The following is an 18,685-nucleotide window of genomic DNA, read 5'->3' as shown; positions in this document are numbered from 1 at the left end:
GTCGGCGGCGGTGCGGGGGCGGGCCCGTGCGAGCTTCGGACGGACCGGCCGGTTCGACGGTAAATCGCCGCCGGGCCTATTTGCAATGGCAAAAAACAAACTAGTATGCGGAAGCGGTCCCGCGAAAGCCCCGCGCCCGACCGGATCCCGCCCGCCCGGCCCCGCACCGCCGGATCCAGCACCGCCGGATCCAGTACTGCCCGGACCCAGCACCGCCCGGACCCCGCCCGGCACGCCCACCGCCGTGCGCGGCCCGCCACCCACCGCAACAAGCGAAGGACGCAGCAGCCATGACAGCAACCGCCCGCGTGGTGATCGGCGTGGACAGCTCGACCCAGGCCACCAAGGCCCTGGCCGTGGACGTCGAGACCGGCGCCGTCCTCGGCGAGGGCCGCGCCCCGCACACCGTCACCGGAACGGGCGGCGCCCGCGAGAGCGACCCCGAGCAGTGGTGGCAGGCGCTCTGCGCCGCCCTGGCCGGCACCGGCCACGCCGGTACCGCGGCCGCGGTCTCGGTGGCCGGCCAGCAGCACGGCCTGGTCACCCTGGACGCGGCCGGCCGGCCCGTCCGCCCGGCGATGCTCTGGAACGACGTACGCTCCGCGCCCGAGGCCCGCGAGCTGGTGGCCCGGCTCGGCGCGACGGAGTGGGCCCGCCGGACCGGCAGCGTGCCCACCGCCGCCTTCACCGTCGCCAAGTGGGCCTGGCTCGCCGCCCACGAGCCCGGCGCGGCCCGCGCCACCACCGCCGTCCGGCTCCCGCACGACTACCTCACCGAACGCCTCACCGGCGAGGCCGTCACCGACCGCGGCGACGCCTCGGGCACCGGCTGGTGGACCGCCGACGGCTACGACCAGGAGATCCTCGCCGCCGTCGGCCTCGACCCGGCCCTGCTGCCCGAGGTCCTGTCCCCCGGCCGGACGGCCGGCACCGCGGCGGCCGACGGCCCGCTGGCACCCGGCACCCGGGTCGCGACCGGCACCGGCGACAACATGGCCGCCGCCCTCGGCCTCGGCCTCGGCGCCGGACCCACCGCCGGCCGCCCGGTGCTCAGCCTCGGCACCTCCGGGACGGTCTACGCCGCCACCCGCGGCCGCCCCGCCGACCCGACCGGCACCGTGGCCGGTTTCGCGCACGCCTCGGACGGCTGGCTCCCGCTCGCCTGCACCCTCAACTGCACCCAGGCCGTGGACCGGATCGCCGCCCTGCTCGGCCGCGACCGCGGCGCGGTGGAGCCCGGCGGCAGCGTCGTCGTCCTGCCCTTCCTGGACGGCGAGCGCACCCCCAACCTGCCCGAGGCCACCGGGCTTCTGCACGGGCTGCGGCACGACACCACCGCCGGGCAGATCCTCCAGGCCGCCTACGACGGCGCCGCCCACAGCCTGCTCACCGCCCTCGACGACGTCCTGCGGGCCGGCGGCGGGCCCGCCGACCCGGACGCGCCGATCCTGCTGATCGGCGGCGGTGCCCAGGGCCGGGCCTGGCGCGACACCGTGCGCAGGCTCTCCGGCCGGGCCGTCCAGGTGCCCGCCGGACGCGAGCTGGTCGCCCTCGGCGCGGCCGCCCAGGCCGCCGCGCTGCTCACCGGCGAGCGCCCCGAGGAGGTGGCCCGCCGCTGGCGGACGGCCGACGGCCCGCTGTACGAGCCGGTGGAGCGGGACGAGGCCGCCGTGGCCCGGCTGGCCGACACCCTGACCCGGGCCGAGCCGCTGCTCCGGGAGAAGTGACGGCCCTCCGTCCGGCGCCGGACGGAGACGGGACGGGCGCCGGACGGAGGTAGGACGGGGTCTGCGCCCGCGCGGCTCCAGCGTTCAGGGGCCGCAGTCCCCGCCCTGCGGGGCCGGGGGCGCGTACGGCAGCGCGGCCCGGGAAGGGGCCGGGGGCGGCGGCGGGCCGGCGTCCGGCCCGGACGTACCGGTTGTGCCGGACGTGCCGGTTGTGCCAGGCGCTCCGGGTGCACCGGCCGGGCCCGGGGCACCGGCCGCGCCGCCGTGTGCGGCGGGCCCGGCCGGTGCGACCGGCGGGCGGCCGAACGCGGCCGGCCGCCCCGTCCCGGACGGGGTGCCGAGCAGCCGGGCCAGGAACGGCTCCTGGGCCAGGACCGCACCGACCGTGATGCACCCCGTCACGGCGGCGCACAGCGCGATCAGCCAGGACAGCAGGGTGAAGACCGGCCCCAGCGCGCCGTACTCGGACAGGCTGCGGTTGAGCGCGCCGGGGATGTAGAGCCGGGCCGTCACCGACATGGCGCTCATCGCCACCCCGGTGAGCAGCGCCCCGGGGAGCAGCGGCAGCCAGCGCACCCGCCCGCTCAGCAGCAGGAACTGCGTCCACCACCAGACCAGGACGCTCGCCACCAGCGTCAGCGGGATCCCGAGGATCTGGCCCGCGCCGAAGCCCTCCCGCAGGGGCCCCTGAAGGACCAGGATCACCAGCCAGGACCCGACCCAGACCAGCCAGCGCCAGGCCGCGATCCGGGCGCTCGCCTTGCTCAGCTGCCAGGCCCGCTCGCAGACCCGCTGCATGGCGCGGCTGAACGCCGTCGCCGACAGCAGGGCCATCAGCAGACCGATCGCGCCCACGGTCTCCCGCAGCTGGTCGTCGTTGCCCTGGTAGAGCTGGCGCAGCTGCGTCTCGGCGCTGCCGTACAGGCCGAAGGCCGAACGCAGCGAATTGATCACCTGGTCCTCGAAGCCCTTGGGCGCCAGCGAGGCCATCACGAAGAGCAGCGGCATGGCCGTCAGGAAGCACTGCGCGGCCAGCCGGGTGGCCGCCTCCAGCACGTTCACCTCCACCAGCCGGCCGGCGACCCGGCTCAGCACGGGCAGGTGCTTCTCGAACCGCCGGGTCAGCCGCAGGGCCTTGGCCTGCAGGGCGTCCCTCATCGCGCACCTCCTGGTGACTCCGGCCCCTCGTGGTCCGTCCGGGCGCCGGTCGCGCCCCCGGGTCGGACGGTGGCCCTGGCTCGCGTTCCTGGCCTCATGCGGTCCGCGCTCCTCGACTCGGCGGCGTGCTCGGCGACCGGCGGGCACCGGACTCCCGGAGGGGCGCCCGCACAGCACCGAAAGGGACATAAGGGATCATATGGGCAGCCAACCGTCCAGCCGCCGCACACCCGCCCGTGCACCGGGCGGTTCCGCCCCGCCGGGCGCCGGCCCTTCGCACGCACGGGCGGATCCCGGATTCCGGCCCCGCCGGGCGAGGACGGCATGCAGGATCAGATGACGAGGGACCGGCCGAGAGCCGCCGGAAGCACCCTGCCCCCAGGCCCGCACCGATCGAGGACCCGACGATGGGATCGAGCTACTTCGTCAGCGCCGACCGGCGCACCGACGCCACCTGGCCCTTCACGGCCGAACAGCTCGCGGCCACCCCCGGGAGCACCTTCGCCGGGGACTTCGACGGCACCCTCGACATCACCGTGCGCCTCGGCGCCGACCACTGCGTCCCCGTCGACAGCCCGGAGCTCCGCGCCGTGATGGCGGCACACCTGGCGGACCCGCATCTTGCCGTCAGGCTCGAAGCCGCGGCCGGCCTGGCCCTGCGCGGCGACGAACGCGGCCTGACGGTCCTCGACGAGATCGGCCACGGCATCAAGCACTTTCGCAGCCATGGCGCGGCACGTCTGGACATGGTCCGCGACATGCTGCGCGTCCGCACCGCTACGGACGATCAGGGCCGTTAGGCCTCGTCGCCGGTCGCCAGGACGTGCCCGCCCTGGTGTCCGACCACAGCCCTACTTCAGGGAGCCGGTCCCGTCGTCGATCAGGACACCGTCCTCGTAGTACTCACCGTCGTCGCCCTGAACCCGCGCGTCCAGTACCTTCGCCACCTGGCACATCGTCGTGACCATGGCGTCGCTCGGATTCTTGGCCGCGATCCGCCCGGCCCTCCACCACAGGGGCTCACTGCGCGACTCCGCCGCCTTCCCCGGGACGGTCTCGGCGACCGGCTCAGTACTCCCCTGCCAGCCTTCCGGAATCGGAACCATCACGAGGTCGGGATCGGCCTCGACCGCGGCTTCCCACTCCGCCGTACTGATGTAGCCGCCCTCTTGGTCCCACCAGTTCTCACGCCGCGTGATGTACACGTCATAGCCCATGGCCAGCCAGCGTAGACCGCGGGGCCGACACGGTCGCGAAGCCAGGCGGGAACGGTCCTAGGGCCTGCCCTGGCCCGGCTCCACCAGCCGGAAGCGTTCCGCCACCACCAGGGTGTCGTCGGCCACCGTGAAGTCGGGGCCCATCTCGGCCCGCATCTCGGCGCTGTGCCAGAAGCTCTCGTGCCCGGCGCGCCACTCGGCCACCGAGCGGTAGCCCTCGCCCTCGTCCAGGGCGTGCCGCAGGTCGACGTCGGCGAGCCGGACCACCCGTACCTCGGTCAGCTCGATCGCGGCGACCCGGCGGCCCTGGGAGTCGATCACCGCCGCGCGCTCGCCCGGCTCCGGCAGTGGCTGGTTCTCCCGTTCGTACTCCAGCACCAGGCCGGAGGTGGAGGTCTTGGCGCCGGACAGGATCGCGGCGACCAGCTGGTCCCGCAGCGGACCGGGGAAGGCGAACTCCACCACGGGAAGGTCTTCGAGGCTCATGCCGGGCACGCTACCGAGCCGGCGGTACGGCGGCCCGTGAATTACCGGGCGGCCCGGCGCCGAACACAAGGACGTCTTTAGCCGGTCCACGAACACTCCTCACCACCAATGGAGTTCACGAGAGAGCGGCGGGATCGGATGTCGTCAAGGGTGTGCGTCATCGGGGCCGGGGTCTGCGGGCTCGCCGCCGCGCAGGTGCTGAGCGAGCGGGGCATCCCGTTCGACGTGTACGAGAAGGGCTCCGACGTCGGGGGCCAGTGGCGGTTCCGCAACGACAGCGGGACCTCGGCCGTCTACGACTCCATCGAGCTGAACAGCTCGCGGGACATGAGCGGGTTCCCCAAGTTCCCGATGCCCAAGGACTATCCGCTGTTCCCCGGGCACCCGCAGATGCTCGACTACCTGGAGCGCTACACCGAGCACTTCGGCCTGCGCCCGCACATCCGGTTCCGGACCTCGGTGACCGCCGTGGCCAAGGACGGCGACGGCTACCTGGTCACGCTGGACGACGGGCAGACGCACCGGTACTCCCACGTCCTGGTCGCCAACGGCTTCCACTGGGACCCGAAGTGGCCCGAGCCCGCCTACCAGGGCGAGTACACCGGCAGCCAGCTGCACAGCAAGGACTACAAGAGCGCCGGGCCGCTGCGCGACCGGCGGGTGCTGGTGGTCGGCTTCGGCAACACCGCCTGCGACATCGCCACCGAACTCTCCACCGTGGCGGGCCGGGTGGTCTCCAGCGCCCGCCGCGGCTTCTGGATCACCCCCAAGTACTTCTTCGGCAAGCCGGCCGACGAGGTGAACCTGCCGTTCGCCAAGTACGTGCCGCCCGCCGTCCAGAGCCTCTCGCTCACCGCCATGCTCTGGCTGATGCAGGGCCGGATCAGCAAGTACGGGCTGGCCGCCCCGGGCCACCTCGCCCTGCGCACCCACCCCGCCACCTGCGAGGGGTACCTGCCGGCCGTCAAGGCCGGGAGGATCGGCGTCCGGCCCGGCATCGAGCGGTTCGACGGCGGCAAGCGGGTGCGGTTCACCGACGGCTCGGTCGAGGAGTTCGACGCGATCGTCTGGTGCACCGGCTTCAAGTTCAGCTTCCCCTTCCTGCCCGCCGCCCTCACCCCGGTGATGACCGGCCCGATGCGGCTCTTCCGCCGGGTCGTCATGCCCGGGCACGACGGGCTGTTCTTCCTCGGCTTCGCCAAGACGCTGAGCGCGATCACCCCGGTCGCCGAGGCCCAGGCCGAGTGGACCGCCGACCTGATCGAGGGCCGCACCCGGCTGCCCGGCCGGGAGGCGATGGAGGCCGAGATCGCGGCCGACGAGCGCAAGGTCCGGCGGCGCTACTCGGCGACCCCCCGGCTCACCGTCGAGCTGGACGTCTACCGCTACCTGCGCCAGCTGCTGCGCGACCGCACCCGGCACCTCGCCACCGGGGGCACCGCCCCCGCGCACCGCACGGACTCCGCCACCACCGACCCCGCCCGCAGGCCGGCCCCCGCCGGGTCCCGCTGAGCGGCAGAAGGAGAGAGCATGACCACCGACCCCACCCACGCCGAGGCCCACCGCATCTGGGAGCAGTGGATCGCCCTGTGGAACGGCGACCTCGCGATCGGCAAGGAGCTGCTCGCCGACCGGATCACCGTCCACTCCCCCAAGCTGTCGGACAGCATCGACCCGAGCCTGATCGGCGACCGGGACAGCGCCCTGGCGCTGATCGGCGGCGTCCAGGGCATCGCCGAGCTGACCTACACCACCGAGGTCGGACCGGTCGCCGAGGGCGCGTACCTCACCGGCGGCTGGCGCTTCGCCGGCACCTACCGCGGCGGCCTGCCGGAGGCGACCGCGGCGCCGGGCACCCCGGTCGCCAACCGGGGCATCGACATCCTGCGGATCGAGCAGGGCCGGGTCGTCGAGTGGTGGAGCGCCGCCGAGAACCTGCAACTGCTCTTCACCCTGGGGCTGTTGCATGCGGGCTGAGCGAGGCGGCGCGCTGGCCGCGCGGGCGGCGGCCCGGCTGCTGCGGCTGCCGCCCGCCACCGGCCGGGGTGTCCGGGTGACCCGGGACCTGCGGGTGCCGATGCGGGACGGCGTCGAACTGCTCGCCGACCACTACGCCCCGGCCGGCGGCGGCCGCCCGCCGACCCTGCTGGTGCGCAACCTCTACGGCTGGGACCTGCCGATCGGCCTGCTCTACGGGCGGCTGTACGCCGAGCGCGGCTACCAGGTGCTGGTGCAGCGCTGCCGGGGCACCTTCGGCTCGGGCGGGGTGCTCGACCCGTGGGTCCAGGAGGCCGCCGACGGCCGGGACACCGTCGAGTGGATGGGCCGGCAGGACTGGTACCCGGGCGAGTTCGCCACCATCGGGGCGAGCTACCTCGGCTACGTGCAGTGGGCGCTGCTGGCCGACCCGCCGGACGGGATGCGCGGCGCGGTGGTCCAGATGGGGCCGCACGAGTACTCCCAGGTGGCCTGGCCCGGCGGCGCGTTCGCGCTGGACACGATGGCCGGCTGGGCCTCGATGATCAGTCACCCCAAGCGCGGCCCGGTCCGCGACACCCTGACCCAGCTGCGCGAGAAGCGGAACCTGCAGCGGACCGCCTACCGGGAGCTGCCGCTCGGCGCGGCCGCCGCCCGGGCCCTCGGCCGCGAGTACCCGCACCTCGACGCCTGGCTGGCGCACGAGCGCGAGGACGACCCCTACTGGACGGCCTCCGACCACTCCGCCGCGCTGGTCCGGGGCGCGGGCGTCCCGGTGCTGCTCCAGGGCAACTGGTACGACGCCTTCCTGCCGCAGACCCTGCGCCAGTACGCCCTGCTCCGGGCCGCCGGGGCCGCGCCCCGGCTGACCGTCGGGCCCTGGACGCACGCGGCCCTCGGCCGCTGGTGGCAGACCTTCATGACCGACTCGCTGGACTGGCTCGCCGGGATCTTCCCGGACGGCCCGGCCGCACCGGCCCGTACCGCAGGTACAGGCACCCCGAAACCCGACCCGGTGCGCCTGTACCTGCTCGGCGCCGAGCAGTGGCGCGGCTTCGACTCCTGGCCGCCGCCGCGGGCGGCCCCGCGGAGCTGGTACCTGCACCCGGGCGGCCGGCTCGACCCCGGACCGCCGCCGCCGAGCGCGCCGGACCACTACCGCTACGACCCGGCCGACCCCACCCCGGCCGTCGGCGGCGCCTGGACGGGCACCGGCGCGGGCCCCCGGGACAACCGCGCCCTGGAGGCCCGCGCGGACGTACTCACCTTCACCACAGGCCCGTTGGAGGCCGACCTGGACGTCGTCGGCGAGGTCACGGCCGAACTGCACGTACGGTCCGACCGCGCGCACACCGACTTCTTCGCCCGGCTCTGCGACGTCCACCCGGACGGCCGCTCGGTGGACATCACCGACGGCCTCGTGCGGGTGCGCCCCGGCTCCCCCGCCGTGCCCCCCGGAGAGGTGGACGGGGTGCTCACGCTGGTGCTCGACCTCGCGCCGACCGCCTGCCGGTTCCGGGCCGGCCACCGGATCCGGCTGCAGGTGTCCAGCGGCGCGCACCCCCGGTTCGCCCGGAACCCCGGCAGCGGGGAGCCGACCGCCACCGCCGTCCGCCTGCTGGCCGCCCGGCAGGAGGTGCACCACTCGCCGGAGCGCCCGTCCCGGATCACCCTCGACGTGCTGCCGCACGGCGGTTGAGCCGGCCCGGCCGGTGCGGCAGCGCGCACCGGCCGGGCCTGTTCGTGGCCGGCGTGCCTCGCACCGTCGCGCCCTCGCGCGGTGCGGCCGGCCGGCGGGTCAGCCGGCGGGTCAGCCGGTGGCCGGCCGCGGGTGGACGACGGCCGTCAGCAGATGCGTCCCGCCGGTCAGCCAGCGGCCGGTGAACCCGTCGACCGGGGCCTCGACCAGGATCCGCGCCGTGAAGGTGCCGTCCGGCTCGAACTCCACGCTGGCCTCCTCGAAGCCCAGCGGCCGGCCGGTCAGCGGGTACCAGGTCTTGTAGACCGACTCCTTGGCCGAGAACAGCAGCCGGTCCCAGGCCGTTCCGGGGAACCGGGCGGCCAGTCGCGCCAGGTGCTCGCGCTCCTCGGGCAGGGTGACGGCCTCCTCCACCCCGGGCGGCAGCGGCAGGTGCGGCTCGGCGTCTATCCCCAGCGCGGCGACCGCCTCCGACTTGGCCACCGCGCAGGCCCGGTAACCGTCGCAGTGCGTCATGCTGCCGACGATGCCGGCCGGCCAGTCCGGGGCACCGTCCGTGCCGGGCACCAGCGGGACCGGCGGGCGGCCCAGCCGGGCCAGCGCCCGGCGGGCGCACACCCGGACCGAGGTGAACTCCCGGCGGCGCTTGTCGACGGCGTGCTCGATCGCCGCCGCCTCCTCCGGGTAGAGGACGGCCACCGAGTCGCCGAACAGCTCGGCCGTCACCACCGGGCTCGCCAGCAGGTCCGCGATCATACGGGGGTCACCGCCGGCAGGATCTCGCGCAGCAACGGCCGCTGCGAGGGCCGGGCCCGCCACTCCCTGGGGTAGCCGAGCGAGACCTCCTCGAAGCGCACGCCGTCGTACCAGGTGGTGCGGGGGATGTGCAGGTGGCCGTAGACCATCGCCGCCACCGGGAAGCGCCGGTGCCAGTCGGCGGTGGCCTCGGTGCCGCACCACTGGGCGAACTCGGGGTAGCGCAGGATGTTCATCGGGTCCCGGACCAGCGGGTAGTGGTTGACCAGCACCAGCGGCACCCCGGGCGGGCAGTCCGCCAGCCGGTGCTCCGTCCACTCCACCCGGGCCCGGCACCAGGCCTCCCGGCTCGGGTACGGGTCCGGGTGCAGCAGGTACTCGTCGTTGCAGACGATCCCGGTGCGGTGGGCGTAGGCCAGGCCCTCCTCCTTGTTCCGGGTGCCCGGCGGACGGAAGGTGTAGTCGTACAGCAGGAACAGCGGCGCGACCCGGACCGGCCCGCCCTGACCGGTGAACACCTCGTACGGGTCCTCCGGGGTGAGCACGCCGAGCCGGCGGCAGAGCGCCACCAGGTGCTGGTAGCGCTGCTCGCCGCGCAGCCCGACCGGATCGCTCTCGTGCGTCCAGAGCTCGTGGTTGCCCGGTACCCAGACCACCCGGGCGAAGCGGCCGGCCAGCAGCCCTAGCACCCACTCGATGTCCGCGGTCCGCTCGCCGATGTCGCCCGCCACCAGCAGCCAGTCGTCCGGGCCGGTGGGGTGGATGTCCTCGACGATCGCACGGTTCTCCTGGTACGAGACGTGCAGGTCGCTGACGGCCAGCAGGCGGCCGCCGGTCCGGGGCCGCTCCTGGAGGTCGTTGTCCTTGCCGGGCGTCGTCGTCACTGTCAGCTCCTCAGCAGGTTGCCGCCGGGGACCGCCGCGAGCAGTTCGCGGGTGTAGTCCTCGGCCGGGTTCGCGAAGACCTCGGTCACGTCGCCGGTCTCCACCACGCGGCCGCCCTTCATGACGACCACCCGGTCGCTGACATGGTGCACCACTCCGAGGTCGTGCGAGATGAACAACAGGGCCAGATTCAGGTCATGTTGCAGATCCGCCAGCAGATCCAGGATCTGCGCCTGCACGGAGACGTCGAGTGCGGAGACCGGCTCGTCGCAGACCACCACGTCCGGGTCCGGCGCGAGCGCGCGGGCGATCGCCACCCGCTGCCGCTGGCCGCCGGACAGCTCGGTGGGCCGGCGCTCCAGCAGCGCGGCCGGCAGGCCCACCCGGTCGAGGAGTTCGGTCACCCTGGCCCGGCGCGCCCTGCCGCGCGGCACCCCGGCCCGGGCGACGGCCTCGCCGACCACCCGCTCCACGTCGAACCGCGGGTCGAAGGAGCCCAGCGGGTCCTGCTGGACCGCCTGGATCCGCAACCGGGCGGCCCGGCGCCGTCGTTCGGGCACCCCGCTCCACGGCTCACCGGCGAAGCGGACGGTGCCGGCGTCCGGCTCCAGCAGCCCGAGGACGATCCGGGCCGCGGTGGTCTTGCCCGAGCCCGACTCCCCCACCACGCCCAGGGTCTCGCCGGCCCGCAGGGTCAGCGAGACCTCCTTGACCGCGTCGTAGGCGCTGCCGTCGGGCGCCCGGAACCGCTTGGAGATCCGGTCGGCCTCGATCAGCGGCGGCGCCTCCTCCGGCGCCGGCTCCGCGGCGCGGGTGCGCAGCCGGACGGCGACCGGCGACGGGCCGGCGCCCGGCCCGGGGTGCCAGCAGAGGGCGCCCTGCTCGTCCGGCGCCGGCAGGGCCTGCCGGCAGCGGTCGTCGGCGGCGGCGCACCTGGTCGCGTACGCGCAGCCGGCCGGGCCGGCGGCGGGCCGGTCGGCCGGCGGGGCGGCCAGCCGGGTGCCCTTGGCGTGGGTGGCCGGCACCGCGTCCAGCAGGGCGCGGGTGTAGGGGTGGCGGGGGTCGGCCAGCACGTCCGCGGTGCGGCCGCTCTCGACGATCCGGCCCGCGTACATCACGGCGACCCGGTCGGCGAGCCTGGCCACCACCGAAAGGTCGTGACTGATCAGCAGCAGCGCGGTGCCCTGGTCCTTCAGCCCCCTGAGCAGGTCGAGCACCTGCGCCTGGACGGTGACGTCCAGGGCCGTGGTGGGCTCGTCGGCGATCAGCAGTTCGGGGCCGCCGGCGAGGGCGGAGGCGATCAGCGCGCGCTGGCGCAGGCCGCCGGAGAGCTGGTGCGGGTACTGGGCGGCGCGCCGCCCGGGCTCGGGGATCCCGACGTCCGCGAGCAGCGACAGCACCCGCTCCCCGGTCCCGGCGCGGGGCAGCAGGCCGTGCACCCGCAGCGGTTCGGCGACCTCGGCGCCGACCGTGCGCAGCGGGTCGAGCGAGACCAGGGCGTCCTGGAGGACGAGCCCGATCCGGCGGCCGCGCACCGCGCGCCACTGCGTCTCGGTGAGCGTGGCGAGGTCCAGCCCGTCGAAGTCCAGGGCGCCGGCGGCGATCGCGGCCCGGTCGCCGGCCAGGCCGACCAGGGTGCGGGCGGTGACGCTCTTGCCGGAGCCGGACTCGCCGACGATCGCCAGGCACTCGCCGCGGTCCAGGGTGAAGGAGACGTCCCGGACGGCGCGGACGGCCCCGAAGGAGACGTCCAGGCCGTCGACGCGCAGCAGACTCATCGGGTGGTCCTCCTGGTGAAGCGGGCCTGCGCCCGGCGGCCGACCGCGTTGACGACGAGGGCCGTGAGGGTGATCGCGGCGCCCGGGAAGACCCCGATCCACCAGGCCGTCGCCAGGAAGCCGCGCCCCTGCGAGAGCATCGCGCCCCACTCGGGGGACGGCGGCTCGGGGCCGAGGCCGAGGAAGCTGAGGCCGGAGGCGGCGATCAGCGAGGAGCCGAAGCCGACGGTGGCGAGCACCAGCATCGGGCCGAGCGCGTTCGGCAGCACGTGCCGGACGATCAGCAGCGGCCGTGGCAGGCCGAGTCCGACCGCCGCCTCGACGTAGCCGGAGCGGCGCACCACCAGGGTCTCGGCGCGCACGATCCGGGCGTAGCCGGGGACGAAGGCGATCGCGATGGCGGCCATCACGTTGCCGGAGCCGGTGCCGAGCACGATGACCGCGAGCAGGGCCAGCAGGATCGGCGGCAGCGAGAGCAGCACGTCGGCGAGGCGCATCAGGGCCTGGTCGGCGTACTTGCCGCCGAGCGCGGCGGCGATGCCGAGCAGGGCGCCGCCGGCCACCGCGAACAGGGTGGCGCCGAGGCCCAGCAGCAGTGAGGGCCGGGCGCCGTACAGCACCCGGGAGAAGAGGTCCCGGCCGAGCTGGTCGGTGCCGAACCAGTGCGCACCGCCGGGGGCGACGAGCGCGTTGACCGGGTCGGTCTCGATCGGCGAGGTGCTGGTGAACAGGCCCGGCGCCACGCCCGCGAGCACGATCAGCGCGAGCACGGCGGAGGCCAGTACCAGGGTGGGGCCGCCTGCCGCGCGCGGCAGCCGGAGCCGGGAGCGGCCGGCCGGCAGCGGCCGGGCGGTGTCGGGCGCCGGGGCGGTGTCGATGGAGGTCATGTGATCAGCCGGTCCTCAGGCGCGGGTCGATGACGGTGTACAGCAGGTCCACCAGGGTCGACAGCAGGACGAAGACGAAGGCGGAGAGCAGGACCACACCGATCACCAGGGGCATGTCCTTGTTGGTGGTGCCCTGCAGGGTGAGCGCGCCGATCCCCGGGCGGGCGAAGACGGTCTCCACCAGCACCGCCCCGCCCAGCAGCGAGCCGGTCAGCCAGCCGACCAGGGTGACCAGCGGGACGGCGGCGTGCCGCAGGGCGTGCTTCAGCCGGACGGCGGTGACGCTCAGCCCCCGGGAGCGGGCGGTGACCGCGAACGGCTGGCCGAGCGCGGCCTCCAGCCCCTCCCGCAGCACCTGGGCGAGCACGCCGGTCAGCGGCAGCGCCAGGGTGACGGCGGGGAGCACCAGGGCGGAGAGGTCCTGGTCGCCGGCGACCGGGAAGATCCGCAGTTGGAAGGAGAAGGCGGTGAGCAGCAGGATGCCGATCCAGTACGGCGGGCTGGAGACGGTCAGCAGCTCCAGCAGCGAGGCGACCGCCCGCAGTGCGGGCCGGCGGCCGGCCGTCGCCACCGCGGCGGTGACCGCGAGGACGACGGCCAGCGCCAGGGCGGCCAGGGCGAGTTGGACGGTGGGCCAGAGCTGGTCACCGATCAGGCCGGCCACCGGCCGCTGCAACTGGTAGGACTCGCCGAGGTCGCCCCGCAGCAGGTTGCCCAGGTAGTGCAGGTACTGCAGGGCGACCGGCTGGTCGAGTCCGTACTGCTCCCTGATCTGCGCCTTGATCTCCGGGGTGGCCGCCGTGCCGGGCCCCAGCATCACCGTCACCGGGTCGCCGGGGATCAGCTGCAGGGCGGTGAAGGCGACCGTGGCGGCGCCGAGGAGTACCGCGACGGCGCCGGCCAGCCGCTTCGCGACGGCGCGGAACAAGGATCCGGGGGTCATGTCACTTCCCGAGCCAGGTGTCGTAGAAGTTCAGCCAGGTGTTCGGGTCGGAGCGCAGCCCGTGCACGTCGGTGCCGGCGCCGGCCACCGCGGTGCGGACGTAGAGCGGCACGAACAGGGCCAGGTCGACGGCCTTCTTCTGGGTCTTGCTGTAGACGTCCTGCCGGACGGCCTTGTCCAGGGTCGCCTTGCCGGCGTCCGTCCAGGTGTCCAGGTCGGCGTCCTTGTAGAAGGTGGCGTTCTGGCCGCCCTTGCGCGGGTCGCTGGCGCTGTTGAAGTAGAGCCGCAGCACGTCCGGCTCGAACCGGGCCCAGCTGTAGTCGGCGATGCCCTCCTCGCCGGCGTAGACCTTCTTGATGTAGGTGCCGATGTCCAGCCGGGGGCGGGTGATCTCGACGCCGATCTTCTTCAGGTCGGCCTGGATCGCGGTGCCCAGGGTGTCGCGCTGGTCGCGGACGTACTCGGCGGGCATCAGCGGCCACTCGACGGTGAGCCGCTTGCCGTCCTTGGTGCGGTAGCCGTCGGCGTCACGGGCCGTCCAGCCGGCCTGGTCCAGCAGGGAGTTGGACTGCGCCTGGTCGTACGGCCAGCTCTTCTCCAGCGAGGCGTCGTAGTACGGCGTGGTCGGGGAGATCGGGCTCCAGGCGCGCTCGTACACGCCGAAGTAGACGCTCTTGATGTCGGTGTCCACGTCGATGCCGCGCTGGATGGCCTTGCGGACCAGCGGGTCGTTCAGCGGCGCCTGGGTGGTGTTCAGCACCAGGCCGTAGTTGGCGCCCGGCGTGGCCTTGGTGATCAGCTGGATCCGGGAGTCGGCCTTGAGCGTCTTGACGTCGGCCGGCGGGACGGCGTCGGCGACCTGCACCTGGCCGCTGTTCAGCGCGCCGATCCGGACCGAACTCTCGCTGAGGAAGCGGACGGTGAGCTTGTCGAGGTAGGGCGCGCCCTGGTGCGCGGAGCCCTCGGGGGCCCAGTTGTAGGCCGGGTTCTTGGTGAAGACCGCGCTCTGGCCCTTGGTGTAGCCGCTGAAGACGAAGGGGCCGGTGCCGATGTCCACCGCGCCGCCGGAGCCCAGCTTGGGGCCGTTCTCCTTGATGGTGGCCGGCGAGTAGAAGCCGAGGTAGGGGGTGCTGGCCGCCTGGAGGAACGGCGCGAACGGCTCGGAGAAGTTCACCTTCACCGTGTGCGCGTCGATGACGTCCGTACCGGTGTAGGGGCCGATCAGGCTGGAGGCGTACTGCGACTTGGTGTCCTTGGCCACGATCCGGTCGAAGTTGACCTTGACCGCCTCGGCGTCGAAGACCGTGCCGTCGGTGAACTTGACGTCGTCGCGCAGGTGGAAGGTGTAGCTCTTCAGGTCGGCGGCGATCTCCCAGGTCTTCGCCAGCCAGGCGTGGAACTCGCCCTTGTCGTCCTGCCGGACGAGGGAGTCGAAGACGTTGCGCTGGATGGCGCCGGTGATGTCCTGCGAGCTGGCGTGGATGTCGAAGGACACCGGCTCGGTGTCCACCGCGTAGGTGAGGGAGCCGCCCTCGACGGGCTTGGCCGCGTCGCCGCCGGCGGCCGCCGAGCCGCCGCCGGAGGCGCACCCGGCGAGCAGCAAGGTCCCGGCCGCGGCGGCGGCGATCAGGGCGGACGGTCTGCGGACAGATCTGGGCATGCCGGTGACTCCGTTGTTTTCAGGGTTTCCGCGTCGGGGGGATGATCAGAAACTAGCGATCCGCCGCTCGCCGTCGCACCCCTAGCGGGCCCCTACCGGACCCTTAGTCACGGCCCCGGGGCCCGACCCCACACGACCCCTCACGGCCGCAGCCGGACCCCGGCCGGGACGGGCCGCTCAGTGCAGGCCGGCGAGCGGGTAGCGCGGGACGGACCTGCGGTAGGCGATCCGCCAGCCCGCCTCGGTGTGCACCAGCACGTCGAAGTAGTCGCCGTTGTGCAGACTGCCGTCGGGCAGGATCGCGAGGTAGCGGCTGCGGCCCCGGACGGTGCCGTCCTCGTCCACCGAGAGCACGGTGTCCACGGTGTGGTGGTCCGGCGAGTGCTCGCCGAGGCTCAGGTTGAACTTCCGGATGGCGTCCAGGCCCTGGAAGACCGAACCGGTGCGGGCGAGTTCGATCGCGCCGTCCGCGGCGAAGACCTGGTCGAGCGCGTCGACCTCGCCGTTGTCGAAGACGTGCGAGAACAGGGCGAACAGCCGCCGGATCTCTTCGGTCTGAGTGAGCGTCAGTTCGGTGGCCATGGTGGCTCCTCGGTGCGGCGGGACGGGACGGGACGGGACGGACGGGACGGGACGGGACGGACGGGGTGGGGGACGGAACTGCCCGGCCGGGTGGGGCCGGCCGGGCAGCGGTGCGGACAGCGGGCGGTACGGGTGGGGGGTGGGAGCCGCGGGCCGGGTGGGGACGGCGCTGGCGCGGGGAGGGGTCAGTGCGCCCCGGCGCCGGCCAGCTGGGTGATGATGCCCAGGCGGTCGGGCAGCACGTTGTAGCGCACCACCTTGCCGTCCTGGATGGTCAGCGTGCTGATGCTGAACCCGCTGAACGGCTTGCCGGTGGCCGGCACCCCGAAGACCGGGCCCGCGTGGGTGCCCTCGATCCGCCAGAACGCGATCACCCGGTCGCCCTCGGCGACCAGGTCCTCGACGGTGGCGCGGACGTCCGGCACGTTCGCCCAGAGCACCCGCAGGTGTCCGACGAAGTCCTCCCGGGTGCCGGCGCCGCCCGGGCCGACCACCGTCTCGTCGGCCGCGTCCTCGGCGATCAGCTCCTCCAGCAGGTCGATCCGCTGCTCGCTGACCAGCTCGTGGTAGTAGCGGCGGACCAGGGCCTTGTTGTCCTCGATGGTGCTCATGTCTCTCCTCGTCGAAAACGGATCGGTGGGCGGACGGAAAATCGGTGGGCGGACGGAAAGGGGAATCAGGCGGTGCGGGCGGGCGGCGGCAGGATGCCGCCGTTGGCGCTCAGGCCGCCGTCGACCGGGACGGTCACCCCGGTCACGTACGAGGCGGCCGGGGAGGTCAGGAACCAGATCACCTCGGCCTGCTCGCGGGCGTCGGCCCAGCGCTGGGCCGGGATCCTGCTGGTGATCAGGCGGGAGAACTGCGGGTCGGCGACCTGGCTGCCGGTCATCGCGGTCACCGTGCCGCCGGGCGCGATGGCGTTGATCCGGATGTCCTGGGCCGCGTAGTCGATCGCGGCGGCCCGGACCAGGTTGATCACGGCCGCCTTGGTCGCGTTGTAGCCCCAGGTGCCCGGGTCGCCGCGCAGCCCGGAGACCGAGGAGGTCGCCACGATCGAGCCGCCGCCGGCCGCCCGCAGGGCCGGCACGGCCGCCCTGATGCCGAGCGCGACGCCGCGCACGTTCACCGCGAACAGCCGGTCGAAGCGCTCGATCGACCCGGCCGACTCCAGCGGGCCCGCCCCGCCGATCCCGGCGTTGAGCACCGCCGCGTCCAGCCGCCCGAACCGCTCCAGGGCGAGCCGCACCGCGCCCGCGTTGGTCTCCTCGGTGGAGACGTCGCCGGCCAGGGTCGCCACGCCGTCCAGCTTCTCCAGCTCGGCGAGACCGCGCTCGTCCACGTCGACCGCGACCACGTTGTGCCCGCGCTCCGCGTACAGCCGGACCGTCGCCTCGCCGATGCCGGACGCCGCGCCGGTGACCAGTACTACCGGGTTGACCATTCCTGTTCCCTCTTCTCGATCCACTGCCGGACGGCGTCCGCCGTCGTCGGGGTGTGCTGCTCCAGCACGGTGAAGTGGTCGCCGGGGACGTCCACCACCTCGTGCTGGACGGGCCAGTAGGCGCGCCAGTCGTGCCGCCCGGTCGGGTCGATCACGGTGCCCCGCAGGGGGGTGTCCGCCCGGACGGCCAGCGTCGGGGTGGTGATCTCCTCGGGGCGCCAGTCCGCGAAGACGGTGTTGTACCCGCCCATCGAGGTGAGGCTGGCGTCGCTCCAGACCATGTCGTACTGCTCGATCCGGTCGAGCATCCCGCTGAGCATGGCGGTCAGCCACCACTCGCCCATGCCCTCCCGGACCGCACTGTCGATCGGGTACGCGTCGATCAGTGCCAGACCCGCCACCGACCGGCCCTCCGCCTCCAGCCGGGCCGCCACCGCGTGCGCCACGCAGCCGCCCATCGACCGGCCGACGATCACGAACGGCCGCTCCTCGCCCAGCAGTTGCCGCACCGTGTCGACCTGCATCCGCAGGTAGGTGTCGAGGTTGTCCGGCAGGTGGTCGCCCGGCGCCCAGCCGGGCGAGGGCAGCACGAACACATCGCGCTCGCCCTGGAAGGTGTGGCCGAAGCGGGCGTACTCGTGCGGCCCCGAGATGGCGCTCAGGGCGGGGAAGCAGACCACCGCCAACTCGCCCTCCCCCGAGGCCAGCCGGATCGGCGCCAGGGTGTGCGCGGCCCGCTCCTCGGCGGGGAACCGGGCCCGCAGCGCCGAGGCGACGCCGATCAGCGCGGAGGCCTCGGCGAAGCTGCCCTGCGCGGCGAGCGCCCGGTACAGCGAGGAGAGCGGGTGCTGCGGCTCCGCCGCCGGGCCGGCAGCCACCGGCGCAGCCGGCTGCTCGGCCAGGTCGCCCAGCAACTCCCGCAGGTGGGCGGCGAGCACGGCCGGGGTCGGGTGGTCGAAGGTCACCGTCGGCGGCAACCGCAGGCCGGTCAGCGCGGTGAGGCGGTTGCGCAGTTCGACGGCCGAGAGCGAGTCCAGGCCCAGGTCGTTGAACGGGCGCGCGCCCGTCACCGCCTCGGCGTCCGCGCCCAGCACACCGGCCACCTCGGCCCGCACCAGCTCCAGCAGGACGGCCTCCCGCTCCGGCTCGCCGAGCCCGGCCAGCCGGGCCGGCAGCGCCGGGCCCTCCTGGGCGGCGGCCCGCGCGGCCCGTCGGGCGGGCCGGACCAGCCCGCGGAGCAGCGCCGGCACGGGCTGCCCGCCGCGCTGGACGGCGGCCAGGTCGAGCGGCGCCGGCACCAGGTAGGGGGTGTCCAGCAGCGCGGCCGCGTCCAGGAGCCCGGCGCCCTGCTGGTCGGAGATCAGCCGGACGCCGGCCCGGGCCGCGCGCCGCAGGTCGGCCTCGCCCAGGTGGGCGGTGACCCCGCTGGCCCGGGCCCACTGGCCCCAGGCCAGGGACTGGGCCGGCAGGCCCTCGGCGTGCCGACGGAC

Annotated in this window: 18 protein-coding genes; 5 read left to right on the top strand and 13 right to left on the bottom strand. The window is 74.4% G+C overall.

Annotated elements, in window-relative coordinates; all coding sequences use genetic code 11:
* The first annotated feature begins 290 nt into the window (after window positions 1-290).
* Window positions 291-1,727 carry a xylulokinase gene (xylB, locus tag IE329_RS18020; RefSeq protein WP_190211928.1) on the top strand — a complete coding sequence of 479 codons (1,437 nt, stop codon included), beginning with the start codon at window positions 291-293 and terminating at the stop codon, window positions 1,725-1,727.
* Window positions 1,728-1,811: 84 nt separating this feature from the next.
* On the opposite strand, the gene IE329_RS18015 is transcribed toward xylB, so the two are convergent.
* Window positions 1,812-2,885 (bottom strand): YhjD/YihY/BrkB family envelope integrity protein, encoded by a 1,074-nt coding sequence (locus IE329_RS18015; protein WP_190211927.1) that lies wholly within the window; start codon window positions 2,883-2,885, stop codon window positions 1,812-1,814.
* A gap of 407 nt (window positions 2,886-3,292) precedes the next feature.
* On the opposite strand from IE329_RS18015, the gene IE329_RS18010 reads away from it, so the two are divergent.
* Window positions 3,293-3,685 carry a hypothetical protein gene (locus IE329_RS18010; RefSeq protein ID WP_190211926.1) on the top strand — a complete coding sequence of 131 codons (393 nt, stop codon included), beginning with the start codon at window positions 3,293-3,295 and terminating at the stop codon, window positions 3,683-3,685.
* A gap of 51 nt (window positions 3,686-3,736) precedes the next feature.
* Here the strand turns inward: IE329_RS18010 and IE329_RS18005 are convergent, their stop codons facing one another.
* Together IE329_RS18005 and IE329_RS18000 are read right to left on the bottom strand one after the other, a co-directional pair.
* Window positions 3,737-4,102: a hypothetical protein gene (locus tag IE329_RS18005; protein ID WP_190211925.1), complete on the bottom strand. Its 366-nt coding sequence runs from the start codon at window positions 4,100-4,102 to the stop codon at window positions 3,737-3,739.
* A 57-nt stretch (window positions 4,103-4,159) separates the two neighbouring features.
* Window positions 4,160-4,588 carry an ASCH domain-containing protein gene (locus tag IE329_RS18000; RefSeq protein ID WP_190211924.1) on the bottom strand — a complete coding sequence of 143 codons (429 nt, stop codon included), beginning with the start codon at window positions 4,586-4,588 and terminating at the stop codon, window positions 4,160-4,162.
* Between the two features lie 138 nt (window positions 4,589-4,726).
* Here IE329_RS18000 and IE329_RS17995 point away from each other — a divergent pair, with 138 nt between their 5' ends.
* The 3 genes from IE329_RS17995 to IE329_RS17985 are packed head-to-tail and all read left to right on the top strand — an operon-like array spanning window position 4,727 to window position 8,264.
* Complete coding sequence (locus IE329_RS17995) at window positions 4,727-6,100, top strand: flavin-containing monooxygenase (protein ID WP_190211923.1); 1,374 nt, start codon at window positions 4,727-4,729, stop codon at window positions 6,098-6,100.
* An 18-nt stretch (window positions 6,101-6,118) separates the two neighbouring features.
* Window positions 6,119-6,565 carry an ester cyclase gene (locus IE329_RS17990; protein WP_190211922.1) on the top strand — a complete coding sequence of 149 codons (447 nt, stop codon included), beginning with the start codon at window positions 6,119-6,121 and terminating at the stop codon, window positions 6,563-6,565.
* Window positions 6,555-8,264, top strand: a complete 1,710-nt coding sequence (locus tag IE329_RS17985; RefSeq protein WP_190211921.1) for a CocE/NonD family hydrolase — start codon at window positions 6,555-6,557, stop codon at window positions 8,262-8,264. The genes IE329_RS17990 and IE329_RS17985 overlap by 11 nt, the downstream gene beginning before the upstream one ends.
* A 111-nt stretch (window positions 8,265-8,375) precedes the next feature.
* Here IE329_RS17985 and IE329_RS17980 read toward each other — a convergent pair whose 3' ends face one another.
* The 10 genes from IE329_RS17980 to IE329_RS17935 all read right to left on the bottom strand — a co-directional run.
* On the bottom strand, window positions 8,376-9,020 hold the full coding sequence (locus IE329_RS17980; protein WP_190211920.1) for a 4'-phosphopantetheinyl transferase family protein: 645 nt from the start codon (window positions 9,018-9,020) through the stop codon (window positions 8,376-8,378).
* On the bottom strand, window positions 9,017-9,904 hold the full coding sequence (locus IE329_RS17975) for a metallophosphoesterase family protein (RefSeq protein WP_229927546.1): 888 nt from the start codon (window positions 9,902-9,904) through the stop codon (window positions 9,017-9,019). The genes IE329_RS17980 and IE329_RS17975 overlap by 4 nt, the downstream gene beginning before the upstream one ends.
* A gap of 2 nt (window positions 9,905-9,906) precedes the next feature.
* Complete coding sequence (locus tag IE329_RS17970; RefSeq protein WP_190211919.1) at window positions 9,907-11,682, bottom strand: ABC transporter ATP-binding protein; 1,776 nt, start codon at window positions 11,680-11,682, stop codon at window positions 9,907-9,909.
* Complete coding sequence (locus IE329_RS17965) at window positions 11,679-12,569, bottom strand: ABC transporter permease (protein WP_190211918.1); 891 nt, start codon at window positions 12,567-12,569, stop codon at window positions 11,679-11,681. Before IE329_RS17965 ends, IE329_RS17970 begins: the two co-directional genes overlap by 4 nt.
* A 4-nt stretch (window positions 12,570-12,573) precedes the next feature.
* Window positions 12,574-13,512, bottom strand: a complete 939-nt coding sequence (locus IE329_RS17960) for an ABC transporter permease (RefSeq protein WP_190211917.1) — start codon at window positions 13,510-13,512, stop codon at window positions 12,574-12,576.
* Window position 13,513: 1 nt separating this feature from the next.
* Window positions 13,514-15,172 (bottom strand): ABC transporter substrate-binding protein, encoded by a 1,659-nt coding sequence (locus tag IE329_RS17955; RefSeq protein WP_190211916.1) that lies wholly within the window; start codon window positions 15,170-15,172, stop codon window positions 13,514-13,516.
* A 177-nt stretch (window positions 15,173-15,349) separates the two neighbouring features.
* Window positions 15,350-15,754 (bottom strand): nuclear transport factor 2 family protein, encoded by a 405-nt coding sequence (locus IE329_RS17950; RefSeq protein WP_190211915.1) that lies wholly within the window; start codon window positions 15,752-15,754, stop codon window positions 15,350-15,352.
* 185 nt (window positions 15,755-15,939) lie between these two features.
* Window positions 15,940-16,365: an ester cyclase gene (locus tag IE329_RS17945; RefSeq protein WP_190211914.1), complete on the bottom strand. Its 426-nt coding sequence runs from the start codon at window positions 16,363-16,365 to the stop codon at window positions 15,940-15,942.
* 65 nt (window positions 16,366-16,430) lie between these two features.
* Window positions 16,431-17,195: an SDR family NAD(P)-dependent oxidoreductase gene (locus IE329_RS17940; protein WP_190211913.1), complete on the bottom strand. Its 765-nt coding sequence runs from the start codon at window positions 17,193-17,195 to the stop codon at window positions 16,431-16,433.
* On the bottom strand, window positions 17,180-18,685 hold a 1,506-nt coding region (locus IE329_RS17935), incomplete at its 5' end, for a thioesterase domain-containing protein (RefSeq protein ID WP_229927545.1). The genes IE329_RS17940 and IE329_RS17935, both read right to left, overlap by 16 nt.

The organism is Kitasatospora indigofera, from assembly GCF_014655955.1.
In the GTDB taxonomy this organism is placed as follows: Bacteria; Actinomycetota; Actinomycetes; order Streptomycetales; family Streptomycetaceae; genus Kitasatospora; species Kitasatospora indigofera.
Note: the sequence above shows the minus strand (reverse complement) of the source record. Positions and strands in the feature narration are given on the sequence as shown.

Bases quoted from the DNA above. Each gene is read 5' to 3' on its own strand.
- IE329_RS18000 (WP_190211924.1), bottom strand. From the start codon at position 4,588: ATGAGCCTCGAAGACCTTCCCGTGGTGGAGTTCGCCTTCCCCGGTCCG.
- IE329_RS17960 (WP_190211917.1), bottom strand. From the start codon at position 13,512: ATGACCCCCGGATCCTTGTTCCGCGCCGTCGCGAAGCGGCTGGCCGGC.
- xylB (WP_190211928.1), top strand. From the start codon at position 291: ATGACAGCAACCGCCCGCGTGGTGATCGGCGTGGACAGCTCGACCCAG.
- IE329_RS17950 (WP_190211915.1), bottom strand. From the start codon at position 15,754: ATGGCCACCGAACTGACGCTCACTCAGACCGAAGAGATCCGGCGGCTG.
- IE329_RS17955 (WP_190211916.1), bottom strand. From the start codon at position 15,172: ATGCCCAGATCTGTCCGCAGACCGTCCGCCCTGATCGCCGCCGCCGCG.
- IE329_RS17995 (WP_190211923.1), top strand. From the start codon at position 4,727: ATGTCGTCAAGGGTGTGCGTCATCGGGGCCGGGGTCTGCGGGCTCGCC.
- IE329_RS17980 (WP_190211920.1), bottom strand. From the start codon at position 9,020: ATGATCGCGGACCTGCTGGCGAGCCCGGTGGTGACGGCCGAGCTGTTC.
- IE329_RS18010 (WP_190211926.1), top strand. From the start codon at position 3,293: ATGGGATCGAGCTACTTCGTCAGCGCCGACCGGCGCACCGACGCCACC.
- IE329_RS17990 (WP_190211922.1), top strand. From the start codon at position 6,119: ATGACCACCGACCCCACCCACGCCGAGGCCCACCGCATCTGGGAGCAG.
- IE329_RS17970 (WP_190211919.1), bottom strand. From the start codon at position 11,682: ATGAGTCTGCTGCGCGTCGACGGCCTGGACGTCTCCTTCGGGGCCGTC.
- IE329_RS17965 (WP_190211918.1), bottom strand. From the start codon at position 12,569: ATGACCTCCATCGACACCGCCCCGGCGCCCGACACCGCCCGGCCGCTG.
- IE329_RS18005 (WP_190211925.1), bottom strand. From the start codon at position 4,102: ATGGGCTATGACGTGTACATCACGCGGCGTGAGAACTGGTGGGACCAA.
- IE329_RS17945 (WP_190211914.1), bottom strand. From the start codon at position 16,365: ATGAGCACCATCGAGGACAACAAGGCCCTGGTCCGCCGCTACTACCAC.
- IE329_RS18015 (WP_190211927.1), bottom strand. From the start codon at position 2,885: ATGAGGGACGCCCTGCAGGCCAAGGCCCTGCGGCTGACCCGGCGGTTC.
- IE329_RS17985 (WP_190211921.1), top strand. From the start codon at position 6,555: ATGCGGGCTGAGCGAGGCGGCGCGCTGGCCGCGCGGGCGGCGGCCCGG.
- IE329_RS17940 (WP_190211913.1), bottom strand. From the start codon at position 17,195: ATGGTCAACCCGGTAGTACTGGTCACCGGCGCGGCGTCCGGCATCGGC.